General features: G+C 37.1%; 12 protein-coding genes. 4 read left to right on the forward strand and 8 right to left on the reverse strand.

Features of this window, described 5'->3' with window-relative positions; translation table 11 throughout:
• The first annotated feature begins 52 nt into the window (after window positions 1-52).
• The 3 genes from MKX96_RS17095 (at window position 53) to MKX96_RS17105 (ending at window position 2,905) form a co-directional block, all read left to right on the forward strand.
• A complete protein-coding gene (locus MKX96_RS17095) occupies window positions 53-1,051 on the forward strand; it encodes a FecCD family ABC transporter permease (RefSeq protein WP_340885676.1) in 999 nt (332 codons plus the stop codon).
• Window positions 1,048-2,055 carry a FecCD family ABC transporter permease gene (locus MKX96_RS17100; protein WP_340885680.1) on the forward strand — a complete coding sequence of 336 codons (1,008 nt, stop codon included), beginning with the start codon at window positions 1,048-1,050 and terminating at the stop codon, window positions 2,053-2,055. Before MKX96_RS17095 ends, MKX96_RS17100 begins: the two co-directional genes overlap by 4 nt.
• A gap of 205 nt (window positions 2,056-2,260) precedes the next feature.
• A complete protein-coding gene (locus tag MKX96_RS17105) occupies window positions 2,261-2,905 on the forward strand; it encodes a glycosyltransferase (protein WP_340885684.1) in 645 nt (214 codons plus the stop codon).
• Between the two features lie 321 nt (window positions 2,906-3,226).
• On the opposite strand, the gene MKX96_RS17110 is transcribed toward MKX96_RS17105, so the two are convergent.
• From MKX96_RS17110 to MKX96_RS17130, 5 genes are all read right to left on the reverse strand, one after another.
• Complete coding sequence (locus tag MKX96_RS17110; protein WP_340885687.1) at window positions 3,227-3,952, reverse strand: glycerophosphodiester phosphodiesterase; 726 nt, start codon at window positions 3,950-3,952, stop codon at window positions 3,227-3,229.
• Window positions 3,953-4,766: 814 nt separating this feature from the next.
• Entirely contained in the window at window positions 4,767-5,645 is an 879-nt protein-coding gene (locus MKX96_RS17115) for a GNAT family N-acetyltransferase (RefSeq protein ID WP_340885690.1), read from the reverse strand.
• A 15-nt stretch (window positions 5,646-5,660) separates the two neighbouring features.
• Window positions 5,661-7,481 carry an ABC transporter ATP-binding protein gene (locus MKX96_RS17120; protein ID WP_340885693.1) on the reverse strand — a complete coding sequence of 607 codons (1,821 nt, stop codon included), beginning with the start codon at window positions 7,479-7,481 and terminating at the stop codon, window positions 5,661-5,663.
• Window positions 7,465-9,201, reverse strand: a complete 1,737-nt coding sequence (locus tag MKX96_RS17125; RefSeq protein WP_340885695.1) for an ABC transporter ATP-binding protein — start codon at window positions 9,199-9,201, stop codon at window positions 7,465-7,467. Before MKX96_RS17125 ends, MKX96_RS17120 begins: the two co-directional genes overlap by 17 nt.
• 140 nt (window positions 9,202-9,341) lie before the next feature.
• Window positions 9,342-10,259 carry a DMT family transporter gene (locus MKX96_RS17130; RefSeq protein ID WP_340885697.1) on the reverse strand — a complete coding sequence of 306 codons (918 nt, stop codon included), beginning with the start codon at window positions 10,257-10,259 and terminating at the stop codon, window positions 9,342-9,344.
• A 146-nt stretch (window positions 10,260-10,405) separates the two neighbouring features.
• On the opposite strand from MKX96_RS17130, the gene MKX96_RS17135 reads away from it, so the two are divergent.
• Window positions 10,406-12,436, forward strand: coding sequence for a sensor domain-containing protein (locus tag MKX96_RS17135; protein WP_340885699.1), 2,031 nt, complete (start codon window positions 10,406-10,408; stop codon window positions 12,434-12,436).
• 106 nt (window positions 12,437-12,542) lie between these two features.
• On the opposite strand, the gene MKX96_RS17140 is transcribed toward MKX96_RS17135, so the two are convergent.
• From MKX96_RS17140 to MKX96_RS17150, 3 genes are all read right to left on the reverse strand, one after another.
• Window positions 12,543-13,274 (reverse strand): MBL fold metallo-hydrolase, encoded by a 732-nt coding sequence (locus MKX96_RS17140; RefSeq protein WP_340885701.1) that lies wholly within the window; start codon window positions 13,272-13,274, stop codon window positions 12,543-12,545.
• Window positions 13,275-13,432: 158 nt separating this feature from the next.
• Window positions 13,433-13,885: a threonine/serine exporter family protein gene (locus MKX96_RS17145; RefSeq protein ID WP_340885704.1), complete on the reverse strand. Its 453-nt coding sequence runs from the start codon at window positions 13,883-13,885 to the stop codon at window positions 13,433-13,435.
• 12 nt (window positions 13,886-13,897) lie between these two features.
• Complete coding sequence (locus MKX96_RS17150; protein ID WP_340885707.1) at window positions 13,898-14,641, reverse strand: threonine/serine exporter family protein; 744 nt, start codon at window positions 14,639-14,641, stop codon at window positions 13,898-13,900.
• Window positions 14,642-14,859 lie beyond the last annotated feature (218 nt).

The raw sequence follows: 14,859 nt of genomic DNA on the forward strand, positions 1-14,859 counted from the left end.
AGGGATTCATAATAGGAATTCCTCCTTCTTCATGTCAGAAAGGAACTAAAATATGAACTCTTCTCTGCATTTTAGTATTAAATTTATTATAAGTTGCTTCCTGCTTATCATTATGTTTGGCTTTGCTATCATTTTTGGAGCTGCAGAAACTAGCATTGTAGATGTGTGGAATGCAATTTTCACATCCCAAAACAACGATTCAATAAATATTATTAGAGAAATACGCCTACCTCGTGAGGTGGCTGCAATTATTGTAGGTTCAGCCTTGGCTATATCGGGAGCTATCATGCAAGGAATGACAAGAAACCCTTTAGCTGATCCTGGACTACTTGGTCTAACCTCTGGGGCAAATGCCGCTTTAGCTGTAACTCTTGCTTTCTTACCGGCTACCAACTATTTAGGTATTACATTTGCTTGCTTTGTTGGTTCTGCGTTAGGGGCTATATTAGTCTTCAGCATAGGAGCTGCTAAAAAAGGCGGATTCTCTCCTTTGCGTATTGTTCTTGCAGGAGCTGCCGTCTCAACCTTTTTATATGCGATTGCAGATGGAATCGGTATATATTTTAAAATATCAAAGGATGTATCTATGTGGACCTCCGGTGGTTTAATTGGTACATCATGGAGTCAGCTACAGGTCATTGCTCCATTTGTTATAGCAGGCGTTATTGTTTCACTTTTACTCTCTAGACAGCTTACTATTTTAAGTTTGAATGAAGAGGTAGCAGTTGGATTAGGGCAAAGAATTTTTTTAGTGAAGACCATTCTATTTTTAGTAGTTATCTTATTAACTGGCGCATCCGTTGCATTAGTTGGTAACATGGCTTTTGTTGGTTTGATGGTTCCTCACATCGTTCGGGCCATTGTCGGCACTGACTATCGATTCATTATCCCTATGTCCGCTATTTTAGGAGCTATACTAATGCTTTTAGCAGACACTATCGGTCGTACAATTAATATTCCATATGAAACCCCTGTAGCGGCAATCATTGCAATAATGGGTCTACCATTCTTTTTATTGATTGTTCGAAAAGGAGGGAAAATATTTCAATGATTCATCCCAAAGTTATAAAAAAACAACGTATATTGTTTGTTAGCTTTCTAGTTTTAATTTTAGTGACTGCTTTCGTGAGTGCGGGAATTGGCTATTCTTCTCTATCCTTTGATCGCTTGATTCCAACTATATTAGGAAATGGCTCCTTTAAAGAAGAGTTTGTACTATTTTCTATTAGGCTCCCACGAATTATTATTACCTTACTTGCCGGCATGGCTCTTGCCTTATCAGGAGCTATACTCCAAGGGATTACTCGAAACGATTTAGCCGACCCTGGAATAATTGGTATCAATTCTGGAGCAGGTGTAGCTATTGCTTTGTTTTTTTTATTTTTCCCAATAGATCCTGGTTCATTTATTTATCTGTTACCTCTTGTGGCATTTTTAGGAGCTTTACTTACTGCATTTCTAATATATATCTTTTCCTATAATCGAGAAGTTGGACTCCAGCCAGTACGCCTAGTTTTAATAGGGGTTGGCTTTTCCATGGCGCTTTCCGGCTTAATGATTGTTCTCATTTCTTCTGCTGATACTAAAAAAGTCGATTTTATAGCTAATTGGTTGGCAGGAAATATTTGGGGTGCGGACTGGCCGTTTATTTTAGCCTTACTCCCTTGGCTCATCGTACTCGTGCCATTTACGATGTATCGAGCGAATCGATTAAATCTTTTAGGATTGAGTGAACCGGCCGCAATTGGTGTCGGTGTTTCCATTGAAAAGGAACGTATAATATTCTTAATGGTAGCTGTGGCTTTAGCAGCAGCTGCAGTTAGTGTTACGGGTGGTATTGCTTTTATTGGTTTAATGGCTCCCCATATCGCAAAGTCGCTTGTAGGTCCAAGACATCAACTATTTTTACCAATTGCAATTCTATTAGGCGGATGGCTATTGCTGTTAGCTGATACGATTGGACGAAATATACTTGAACCTAGTGGAATTCCAACCGGTATTGTAGTTTCTCTTATCGGTGCTCCTTACTTTATGTATCTATTGCTAAAAAAATAAACGATATTTTGTTTAAGGCATATGTCTATACACGGATAGATTCCCATTTAAATTCCAATAAGAAAGTAATTAAAAAATGGTTGATATCCTTTAAAAAGTACTTAAGTAAAAGCTTAAGTACTTTTTTGTATGGAAGAATAAAATCAGAGAATAAAGCTAAAATAACAAGGACATTTTTCTAATTCTATAAAAAGGAGCAAATAGTATGAGAAATCAGTTTTTAAAGTCGGCCGTATGGTTAATGGCCCTTGTTTTGATTGCCTCTCCATTAACTACAGAAGCGCAAGAAAACGTACCCCAAGAACAATGTGTTAGCCAAGCTGCATGTCAGCTGAAAGGAGAAATAAGAAAGCTATGGACTGATCACGTCATGTGGACGAGACTTTATATTGTAAGTACGTTGGAAGGTCTTGACGATCAAGAAAAGGTGTTAGCAAGGTTATTAGAGAATCAGGAAGACATAGGGAATGCTTTCAAGCCGTATTATGGTGAAGCAGCAGGCAATAAATTGACCGAGCTGTTAAAGGACCATATCCTCCTTGCCGGAAAAGTTGTCGATGCGGCAAAAAGCGGTAACAATGCTAATTTTGAAAGATACAATAAAGAATGGTATAAAAACGCAGACGATATAGCTGATTTCCTTAGCAAAGCCAATCCCAATTTGCCTAATGAAGAATTAAAAGAATTTTTGGAAATGCATTTAGAATTGATTACGGAGGATGTAAAGGCAAGATTGGCAAAGGATTGGGATTCAAGTATTATTGCTTTAGATAAAGGGATAGATCATATCCTCAAACTTGCTGATACACTTTCAAATGGAGTCGTAAAACAATTCCCTAACAAATTTTAAAATAGTGTTGGACTACCAGGTTGGTAATAAACCAACTGAAATCATCTGAAGAAGAGTCCATTTTGTTCATTTTTTAAAATGGACTCTTTTAATTATCATAAAATACAGTTTATCAATGTATTTTCGATAAAATTTCATAGCTACATCAGCTTCCTTAATAGAATTAAATACTGTAACACCTGTCAGTTCACGACCTACTTCTTTATTCCGCTTTCCTATTTATTAGGAAAAGTACAAGCAAAGAATAGACGAGGTGCAGTAGTAGATGAAAGTTCATATAAAAAAGAAAGTGTGATTTTTTACTTTCACACTTTCCTTTTACTACTTCCCACTATTTAAGTAGTCTAGCATTTTCTTTGGGTAGTCAGTAAAAATAGCATCGATCCCAATCTCTTCTAACATGTCCACGTAAGCTTCATCATTTACTGTGAAAACACGCACCTTTTTACCGCTTGCTACGGCGTCATGACCCATCTTTCTTATAACCGTTGGGAAAAAAGCATGTAACGCGTCTGCTCCTACTAAATCTGCATATTTATGAGGAGCAATCATTACTTCCATAAATAAAATGGCAGTTTCTATATTTGGAGCCTTCCTTTTAAAACTTTGCATTACCTCGTGATTAAAGGATGAAACTACGACACGATTTGTTAGCCGGTAATCTTGGAGCATTTCAATTACCTTGTCCTCCATCCCTTCATAAGGGAATATATCTGATTTCAATTCAATATTAATATGATGATGAGTATCTTTAAACACATATAATACTTCTCTTAAGGTTGGTATTTTTTCTCCTCTACACTTTTGAGAATACCAAGCTCCAAAGTCATACGCTTCTAACTGGGAAAGAGTCATATCTTTTATAAAGCCTTGTCCATTAGAAGTACGATCAATTTTTTCATCATGAATTACGACAAGTTCTCCATCCTTTGTCATATGAACATCAAATTCTACTCCGAATATCGGTAAAGCCGCCGCTGCTTTAAATGCTGAGATTGTGTTTTCTGGATGAGTTCCAGCCGAGCCTCTGTGTGCATAAATTTTCATGGTATGCCCCCCTCATATAGATACATTAAGTATATCTTCACGTAGAATATAATGGAAATGAATTTTCTAAAAACATAAGAAAAGCGCAAGCGCCTATGTCTGCCCCGACAGGCAAATGGGAAAAGCGAGGAGGCAGCTCCTCAGCCACCACAAACGCTCTTGTTTGCGACGAGCTTGCGCAGGAGCAGCTTTTATCCATTTGACCCCGAGGGGCAAGGCGCTGGAGCTAGACATCAATTTATCCACAGGTTCAGAACTTTAAAATTTCCTAAACATAAAAAAATCGTGATACCGACTCCTATCACGACGAAATCTACAAATAGCCACGGCTAAAGGAAACTAGAAAATGGTTCTTTACTTAAGTTTTGACGGAATAATAGACTTCCGTCTGGGGATTGCTATGTATTTGTGCTTGGGTGGTCGCGTTTTCTTTAAAATCATCCACTGTAACGTAAGTTGAATTTTTTGTTTTACATGGGTAATACGCATAGAATGTAACCTTTTGTCTGAATTTTTCATTGTTACATGTTGATCGTTTAACCCCAATAAGATCGCTCCTTTACGATTGAATGTTTCTACATTCATCTTATAAAGATATTATGAAAATAATATAGGTGTTATGTTTAGAGTTTGTAAATGTTTTCTTGTTACATATTTTTATGACAATGTAAAAGCCGTCAATTGTGAAATCTTATACTTAACAAAATAAAAAAAGATTGTAGCCAATCTCAAATGTCTCCTGAGGTTGTCTACAATCTAAATATTTCTCTTTACTAAACTAAATACAAAATATGTATCTAGTTATCCTCTTATCTTACTCCACCACGCCATTTTTTCTATAAAACAACGTATTAGCTACTGTTTGGAAGCCTTGTTTTTCGTAAATAGAGAAGGCAATATCATTGTCGGTTTCTACGTCCAAATAGACTTGTGTCTTCCCAAGTTTATAAGCTTCATGCTTACACCAGCTCAATAGTGCCTTGGCTACTCCTTTGCCCTGCGCCTCTTTATGCACACCTAAGCCAGTTATCCAAAGCTGATCTTCATTTTCTACAATAGTAGTTGTGCCTAGAACCTTTCCTTCTTGTTTAGCAAGCATCAGCTTGCGGTTCGGTGTTTGCAGGTTAAAGGCAATCATTTCCTGTGCCTCTTCTGCTGTATCCCCAAAAGCATTTTCTAGAACTTCTATTAGCTCTTCACCTTCATTTTGAAAAGGCGTCACTTCAAACGGACTATCCACTTGTATTGAATCTGCATTAGCAACCATCGTAATTTCGGAAAGTTCGTAGGAATAACCTCGAGTGCTCAGCATATATTGTCCCGTCTTTGCAACGCTTGCAACTAAAGCTATATCTCTAGAGGCTCCTCTTAGCTCTAAATTTCTTTGTAGTTCTTGTAGTAATTTTCCTCCAATGCCTAATTTGCGGGCACTTGGAAGAACGACAGCGCTCCATTCATAATCTAAAGTAGCTAATCTATCAACAGCAGTTAATACTCCAACCAATTGATCCGATTCGTCGCTATATGCTAAAATGCAAAATCCCTTTAAGAAATAATCTGTTAGCTCTGACGTATTTAATAAATGATTGTAATCAATTAAATCGACATGAGCAGCTTCCTCTATTAAGTTTTCCATCTCTTCCCGTGTTTCCATATCAATTGGAATCGACACTGTCATGACTGATATGTCCAAGTCCATACTTCCCTTCTAAATCTTTGAATTCATAAGCATACTATAAAAACGACCTTGCGCATTTATAAGATCCTCTTGTGAACCTGATTCTATCAGCTTTCCATTTTCCATGACAAATATTAAGTCTGCTTTTCTTACCGTATTTAATCGGTGCGCAATCACAAAGCTCGTTCTGCCTTCCATTAATCTCTCAAGAGCCTCTTGTATTTTCAATTCCGTAACTGTATCAATACTTGAGGTTGCCTCATCCAACAGCAATATTGCTGGATCTGCGACTAATGCTCGTGCAATAGAAAGTAGCTGTTTTTGACCTTGACTGATTTCTCCACCGTCTGCCGAAAGAATTGTATCATAGCCATTTGGGAGCTTGGCAATAAATTCATGAGCATTTGCTTCTTTAGCAGCCTGTATAATCTCTTCATCTGTAGCATTAAGTTTTCCATAACGAATATTTTCTTTTACGCTCATTTCAAAAAGGAAAGGGTCCTGCAATACAAAAGCCGTCTGACTACGTAACGTATAGCGAGGCATTTGGTCGATTGCTATACCATCAATTATAATTTTCCCTTCATTTGTCTCGTAGAAGCGGGCTAACAGCTGCATAATAGTTGTTTTCCCTGCTCCGGTGGCTCCAACTAGCGCTGCTGTCTTTCCTGCCTCTACATGAAAGGAAACTTTTTCAATCGTAGGCTTTTCATCTTTTGTATTGTATTTAAAGGTTACATTCTCAAAAGTTACATTACCCTTCAATTTCAAATCTTTATTTTCCAGTACTGTATCCTGCTCTTCTGGCTCATCAATAATAGCAAAAACACGCTCCGCACCAGCAATTGCAGAAAGTACGGTGTTGAATTGATTGGCTAAATCGTTTAGAGGTCTTGTAAATTGGCGGGCATACTCTGTAAAAATAACGATCTCCCCGATTGAAACATAGCCGTGGTAGGCAAGGACACCCCCAGCAGCGGCAACTAATGTAAAACTTGTATTGTTCAGCAGGTTCATTACTTTAGGTATGAATCCTGAGTATGTAAGCGCCCAAAACCCTGTTCTTTTCAAGCGTTCACTTTTTAAAGCAAAATCCTCTAGCATCCGCTGCTCCTGTGAAAAGGCTTTGACGATTCGCTGGCCAGAGATTGTTTCTTCAATCATCCCATTCAATTCCCCAACCGCCTGCTGCTGCTCCTTAAATAATTTGGATGTTCGCTTAGTAATCCATTTCATTGCAAAGAACATCACTGGAACAATAATTAGCGTAACCAAGGTTAGTAATGGACTCAACATAAGCATCACCACAGTTGTTCCTACTAATGTTAGTAAGCTAGAAAACACTTGGATAAAGGAAGAGTTTAAGGTTTGGCTGACATTTTCAATATCATTTGTCATTCTACTCATCAGCTCACCGTGCTGACGCTTATCAAAAAAAGAAACAGGTAGCTTTTGAAGCTTATTGAATAGTATAGTTCGTAGACGATAAATAGTTTGCTGCGCTACACCAATCATCCAATAACTTTGTAAGTACATAGAAATAGATAAGAATATATAAACAACAATTAGAATGCCTATTAAGCGTGCTAAGCCCTCAAATACACTTACTGTAATATATTCATCAATAATTCTCCCTACTAAATAAGGGCCTAACAAGGATAATGCAGAACTTACTACTACTAATAGCAAGACAACGATTAGTAAAAATCGTTGTTCATCTACTAGCTTCCATAACCTGCTAAGTACCCCTTTCCAATCAGATACCTTTTCTACTTTCTTTTTGTTATTCTTCTTCAAATCTTCCTTTGTAATAACGGGTTCATAGCCAAAAGGTTTACGAATGAAGCTCATCTTGTTCGTCCACCTCCTGTTGCGATTCTGCAATCTCTCTGTACAGCGAAGATTTTTTCATAAGCTCATCATGCGTACCATATGCCGATACTTCTCCATTTTCCAAGAGAAGAATTTGATCTGCTCCTTTAGCAGTTCTAATTTTTTGAGTAATTACGAGCATAGTGGCATTTTCTCCTTCTAATGCTTCCCACAATGCATTTTCTGTAGCAACATCCAACGCACTAGTACTATCATCTAATAGTAAAATTTCTGGTTTACGAACTAAGGCCCTCGCAATAGATAGTCTTTGCTTTTGCCCTCCAGACAGATTAACGCCTTTTTGACCAACTCTAGTGTTGTATTGCTCTGGGAAGCGTTCAATCGAATTGTGTATCTGCGCTTGCTTTGCAGCTTCCCTCAATAGATCCTCCGTAGCAGTGGAGTCTCCCCATCCAAGGTTTTCCTCTATACTACCGGTAAAGAGAATAGATTGCTGAGGGACTAACCCAATCACCTGTCTAAGTTCTTTTAATGGCCATTCCTGTACTTCTTTTTCATTGATAAGAATCCTGCCTTCTGTTGCATCAAAGAAGCGAGGAATTAAATTTAGCAGGGTCGTTTTTCCCGAACCAGTGGCTCCCATAATGGCAAGTTTAGATCCTGGTTCAACAGTAAAGGAAACGTTTTTAAGTACTGGTGCGTTCGTTCCTGGATATGTAAAGGAAACGTTTTGAAATTCTAGCTTACCAATAGTAGAAAGATGCTCAGTCATTCCACCTTCAAAATTTTCTATCCCTTCATTCACCAGCAGTACCTCCTCCATCCGTTCTGAAGAAGCTTTTGCTCGGGAAAAGAATATAATGATGAAAGAAAACATAGAAAATGCACCTGTCATTCGCATAGCGTAATTGACGATCGCTACTAACTCTCCAATTTGTGCTCCACCCGTTTGGATTTCCTTAGCGCCAAACCAGAGAACTGCCATTAAGCTTATATTCATAACAAATAGCAGGACTGGGAGGATCAATTCCATAATTCTAAAGGCCTTCACATTATCCACCTTTAAAATGTTAGCTACCTTCCCAAAACGACTAGCTTCAAAATCTCCTCTTAAATAGGCTTTAATCAATCTTACCGCTTGCAAGTTTTCTTGTATCTTACGTGTTACATTATCTACACTTTTTTGTACCTTAGAAAACAAGCTCAGTCCTTTTCTGCTCATAACATAAAGAAAAATTAATAGAAAAGGAGCACCAATTACTAGATATAGGGCAAGTTTTGGATGAACAATGAACGACATGATAATACTTCCTATTACTAACAACGGTGCTCTAAGCATGATCCGAAGACCCATAAAGATAAGATTCTGAGTAATAGTAACATCACTTGTTAATCTAGTAATTAAACTAGAAGTCGGAAACTTTAAGAAAGTAGTCATCGTAAATGATTGAACTTTTTTAAACAAAGCCTGTCGAATATCAAAGCCATAGCTCTGTACAGCATGCGAAGCTATAAAAGTATTGATGATACCAGCTAAAAAGGCAACGAAAGAAAGCCCTAGCATTATACTTCCCCAGAAAATAATAGATGATTGATCTCTTCCAACAATTCCTTCATCTATAATAACTGCAATTAACAGTGGCTGAATGAGCTCTACCGATAACTCAATCAACATAAAAAGTAAAGCTGTTACTACAAGCCATTTATAAGGCTTTAAATAAGAAAATATGGTCTTCACATAAAACACTCCTAAATTCTTCGTCACTCGAACTAATTACTGTAAAACCTATTATGCCACATCCCTACTGTAATAAATAGAAAAAAATTAATAATCTGTTTATTTTAAAGATAGGGTACTGTAATACCCTAAATTTAGATTTATTTCTTCTTTTTAAAACGGTCCAATTTTAGATCACCTGCTACTGAGAGCCAAGTCACAAATACTAGCATGACTAATACCCCTGTATACTGCCAGCCTCCTAATATTTGCCCAAACCAAAATACCGAGATAATCATTGCTGTCAAAGGCTCTATGCTGGATAAAATACTCGTTTCTACCGCTGTTATGTATTTCATACTTGATAGGAACATAACAAAAGCAATCGTCCCCATTAAAACTATAAGTACTACAAATATGATGAGAGGATAACTCACCAATTCGCTCCATTCATTACTATTCCAAACTTGAGAGAGTAATGCTAAAACAATACCTCCAATAAGCATTCCCCAGCCTACTACAACTAGTACCCCCCACTCCTTCATTAGCCTTGCCGGATATACAGTGTATATAGAAAAGGTGATTCCAAGCAATAATCCCCAGAACAATGCTTCATTACTTATTAAAAGCTGGTTTACGTTCCCATTGGTTAACAATAAAAATAAGCCTACCAATGTCCCTATTATTCCTACCACCTGATATTTAGGGGGAAACGTCCTACCTTTCCAGGAAACATATATGATGATATAAATAGGACCAAGAAATTGAAGCAGGGTTGCTATAGAAGCATTACTAGCTTCAATTGCAGCTATGAATGTATATTGTATTCCAAGCATTCCCAGTAAAGCGAAGATAAATAATTGCTTCAACCAGACTGGTTCTTTCCATATAATAAATACCTTTTTCTGTTGAAATGTTAAAAACACTAAAATACTAATGCCTGCAACAATTAGCCTTACGGTTAAGAAAAAAGACACACTTAACTCACTATTATGTAGGACCCACTCCATCATGGGTCCTGTGGCCCCCCACAAAATAGACCCAATAATTATTAAAATTATTCCCTTTGATCGTTTCATGTTGACTTCCTCCCTTGTAACTCAAATATTTGTTAGGTATTTTAACCCATATTTTAATTTTTCGTGAATATATTGTTCTATACTAATGACTATATTATCTATATTCTGTATAATTACTATTAGATAATTTTTATGGGGGACTGACGATGTATCTGCAGGAAAAACAACTGGATTTAAGTGAAGCTGTGTTAAATCATATACCATACCCTACCTTTCTAACAGATGAGGGTGGTCATATCGTTTGGTGGAGCCAAGAAGCAGAAAAGCACTTTGGATATACTTCTGAAGAAGTAAAGGGTTCAAATTTACCGTTTTTTAATGATTATACCCACGGTCACCTTATTGCCAAATGGGACAAAATTATCGCGAAAGAAGAACCAATTCGCATTAATTCAGTAACATTGTATAAAAAGGATAAACAATTATTAAAAACATCGCTTATACTAAAATCCCTAACTATTCATGATATAACGTACGTCTTATTCCAATTTGATACCGATCAAATAAAAAGTTCAGATCAAACAGCTTCATTTGAACTTGAAATCTTGAAGAAAGCTTTATCCCATAGCTTTATGGTTCTCTACCTTGATAAGGAAGGATTGATCATGCACGCAAACGATCTTTTCCTTAAAAAGAGTAACTGGACCCCTAAAAGAATCGTGGGTAAATCCTTTTGGCAGCTCTTTCCTAATACGTCTGAGCATATTGCCGTAGCAGATGGAATAATGAACTCGATTCAAAAAGGCAGTACTTATCAAGGTACAGTAGAAAAAATGACTAAAGACGGGCTCAGCTATTGGGTCGACCTTATAGCTATTCCAATTACGGATATTGAAAATAATACGCTTTACTATATTCTTTTGGAAGAAGAAGTTACAGAAAAAAAATTATTACAAACCCGCCTAGAAGAAATTGCTTATGTAGATGCAGAAACAGGGCTGATGAGTAGACATCGTTTAGAACAAGTTGTTAACGAGCATATTGAGGAGCAAAAGAACTTTTCATTTGTTTTTATAAGCATCAATCAATTTTATACGTTAAAAGAAATACTAGATGTTGAAACAGAATCCTTCCTAATGATAGAGCTAACAAAAAGATTAAAAATCTACTTTGAAGATTCTATTATAGCTCGAGCGGGCAGAGATGACTTTGCTGTAATCACTCCACTAAGCGATTGGTATATTGAAGGGTTCATACATTTCTTAAAACAAAACCCAATTTATGTGGAAAACAAAGTTATCCCAATAACCGTAAGTGGAGCAATCACTAGATTCCCTGAAGACCAGCAGACCTATTTGCATCTTTTAAAAGCAACAAATACAACACTTCAAAAAGTAAAATTAGAGGGCGGGGGAATCATTTCATCCCTTTCTCAATCGGATCATCATAAGCTTACCAGATCCCTACAAATTGAAAAAAGATTAATAGAAGCACTCAACCATAATGACTTTCATGTTATGTATTTACCACAACGTGAAGTGACTTCTGGGAAAGTTACTTCCGTAGAAGCTTTAGTTCGTTGGGAAGACGAAGTTCTTGGAGTTATTAACCCAGACGAGTTAATCCCAATAGCAGAGGAAACCGGACTTATAAATGAAATAGGTATGTTTATGCTAGAAAAATCCTGCGAACAAGCTGCAATCTGGCAAGAAAAAGGCTTATCCGTTAAGGTTAGCTATAACTCTTCCATAAGAGAATTTAGAGATAAAAATATGGTAAAGGCTATACGGGCTGCATTAAAAAAATATAATTGTTCCCCAGAATTATTACAATTAGAGTTTACAGAGAAGTTTGCCTTGGAAGCTGAGGCAGAAAAAAATATTGTGAAGCAAATGCAGACCCTTCATCAAGAAGGAATAACTTTTGCATTAGACGATTTTGGTACGGGCTATGCTTCCTTAAGATATTTACAGTTACTACCAATAGGCAAGCTAAAAATAGATAAATCCTTTGTAAATTCCATCATGCAACAAGAAAAACTTCAGCAACTGATCCAAGGTTTAATCCATTTTGGACAGTCTCTTGGCGTGAAGGTTGTTGCAGAAGGCGTAGAATCAAAGGAACAATATAATGCACTAAAGGATATGGGCTGTGATGCAGTACAGGGCTACTATATTAGCGAACCAATTACTGCAGATCAAGTTGAAAAGTTAATTAGATCTACAGAAAATGTATAATAGTAAAGAAGAGGTCTTGAATTGCTCAGGACCTCTTCTTCTATAGTATAGCAAGATAGATAATACACCTTAACCTTATTATATGGATCATCACACGTTCCCCTATTTACAGCTCTATAAGCATTCCAGGAGTGGCTAGATCAATATTTTCATTTCCTTCATTTCTAGCACTTTTCAGCAGATTTTCTAAATCTCCGTAGTGTGGAAGATGTGTTAAAATCACTTTTTTGGCTTTAGACTGACTAGCTAGTAGCCCTGCCTCCTTTGAATTCATATGTCCAGATGAACTGCCATCCATATCCTCATATAAACTACTTTCTACAATTAGTAAATCAGCTTCCTCAGCAAAATCAATTAGCTCCTTCATATAACTTGTATCTGATGTATACACTATTTTTGAATTTTCACTTTCAATTTTAATGCTATAAGTTTCGACCGGATGGATATTCCTCAAAAAGGTGAAAGTAAAGGGACCAATATGTATTTCACTTTTTTCATTAAATGAGGAGAATTTAGAGTACTCTACTTCCTCCACTTTTCTTTTTATATCCTCATCATTAGGTCCGTATATTTGTAAATGCTCATTTGCTCTACCAATCTTAGTGTTAACTAATCTGGAGAACAAATAAGCACCGATGTCACTACTATGATCATAATGATAATGAGACAGCATGACGTGGTTTATATCATTCAAGTCTATATACTTTTGAACTTCCATTAATACTCCACTTCCACAGTCTACTAGCACAGAAAAGTTACCTTGTTCAATTAGATAGCCTGAGCAAGGTCCATTTTCTTTTGGATATCCTCCCCACATTCCAATTACCCTACATCTCATATGAAGCTCCCCCATTTCTTTTTCATCCTATACTTTTTCGTCACCTCTCCTCCCACTTCCTCTTTTATAAAAAAAGCAGCTCCCGAATATATAATTTCGGGAGCTGCTTTATGTAATCTACTTAACTGCCCCCTCACAAAACGGGGAGGATTATTTGTTCAGCTAGGCTTTACTTTCTTCTTCCTCAAAGTCTGTAGCCATATTTGGGTTATGATTTCAGCGAACACTAGCCCCATTGCAACCGCTCCGGAAATCATTAAGGCAAGCGCAGCGTATTCTACAGCTGTTCCGTAATCCTCCTCGACTACGTTTCTCATTGCATTATAAGCAGAACCTCCTGGAACAAGCGGTATAATACCCGCAACGCTAAATATAATCATTGGCATTTTAAATTTTTTCGCCATTATATGAGCAACAAATGCAATAGAGAATGCACCCGCAAAGGTAGACACAATGGGATCATCGTTGTAATATCTCATAATCGAGAATACAAGCCAACCGACCATACCAACTAATCCACAGTAGATGAGGGATTTTCTCGGTGCATTAAAAATCACCCCAAATGCGGCAGCAGCAATAAAGCTTATGATACCTTGTAGAACAAAAGTCATCTCGATCCCTCCTTATAAAGATAATATAAACGCCACTCCTGCTCCAATAGCGAAAGCAGTTAGAAAAGCTTCTGCTCCCTTGGATAGTCCTGACATAAAATGCCCTGCCATCAAGTCTCTGACCGCATTTGTTATAAGCAAACCAGGAACAAGGGGCATTACCGATCCAATAATAATCTTATCGATTTCAACTCCATATCCATACCGAACGGCAAGTGTGGCAATCATACTAATGATAAGTGCAGCAAAAAATTCTGCAAAGAATTTGACTCTTGTTTTTCTCTCCAATAAATCAGCAACGGCAAAGCCTATTCCACCAGCAAGCATGGCATGAGGTACATCTATTAAAGACGCACCGAATAACCATAGAAATGCACCTGATGCAACCGCGGATGCTGCTATACGAATCCAAAAAGCAATCATTTTATGGTCTTCATCGATTCTTTTTAATTCTTTATATGCTTCTTCCAAGCTTATTTCTGCCGAGGCCAATTTACGAGAAACTGCATTTACGAGGGCAATTTTTTCTAAATCTGTTGTTCTATTATTTACTCTTACTAATCTTGTTGGAAGATTGTCTTTTCCGCTAAATAGGATTCCAGTTGGGGTAACGAAACTTTGGGATTGGGTTAATTCCTGTGATAAGGCCATTCTGTCCATTGTATCCTCTGCTCGATATGTCTCTGCCCCACTTTCCATCATCAATTTACCAGCAAGTAAACAGCACTCTACCGCTAGCTCATAATCCGTTTTCATTGCCGCTCACCTTCCTTTATCTTCAAAACCTCTTTTTTATTTATTTCCCTTATAAGAAATGTTTAATCTAATATAACATTTACCTTAGTTAATTTCATAAATAGCCTACTAAAAAGTGATGGAGGCAAAAGAAAAAAGTGTTAAATTGACTAATGTCGACTTAACACTTTAATAAACTACCAAGCATCCAATTAATTGAGCATGTGCAGTGACATTCA

The organism is Psychrobacillus sp. FSL W7-1493 (assembly GCF_038004905.1).
In the GTDB taxonomy this organism is placed as follows: domain Bacteria; phylum Bacillota; class Bacilli; order Bacillales_A; family Planococcaceae; genus Psychrobacillus.

Bases quoted from the DNA above. Each gene is read 5' to 3' on its own strand.
- MKX96_RS17095 (WP_340885676.1), top strand. From the start codon at position 53: ATGAACTCTTCTCTGCATTTTAGTATTAAATTTATTATAAGTTGCTTC.
- MKX96_RS17100 (WP_340885680.1), top strand. From the start codon at position 1,048: ATGATTCATCCCAAAGTTATAAAAAAACAACGTATATTGTTTGTTAGC.
- MKX96_RS17105 (WP_340885684.1), top strand. From the start codon at position 2,261: ATGAGAAATCAGTTTTTAAAGTCGGCCGTATGGTTAATGGCCCTTGTT.
- MKX96_RS17110 (WP_340885687.1), bottom strand. From the start codon at position 3,952: ATGAAAATTTATGCACACAGAGGCTCGGCTGGAACTCATCCAGAAAAC.
- MKX96_RS17120 (WP_340885693.1), bottom strand. From the start codon at position 7,481: ATGAGCTTCATTCGTAAACCTTTTGGCTATGAACCCGTTATTACAAAG.
- MKX96_RS17130 (WP_340885697.1), bottom strand. From the start codon at position 10,259: ATGAAACGATCAAAGGGAATAATTTTAATAATTATTGGGTCTATTTTG.
- MKX96_RS17135 (WP_340885699.1), top strand. From the start codon at position 10,406: ATGTATCTGCAGGAAAAACAACTGGATTTAAGTGAAGCTGTGTTAAAT.
- MKX96_RS17140 (WP_340885701.1), bottom strand. From the start codon at position 13,274: ATGAGATGTAGGGTAATTGGAATGTGGGGAGGATATCCAAAAGAAAAT.
- MKX96_RS17145 (WP_340885704.1), bottom strand. From the start codon at position 13,885: ATGACTTTTGTTCTACAAGGTATCATAAGCTTTATTGCTGCTGCCGCA.
- MKX96_RS17150 (WP_340885707.1), bottom strand. From the start codon at position 14,641: ATGAAAACGGATTATGAGCTAGCGGTAGAGTGCTGTTTACTTGCTGGT.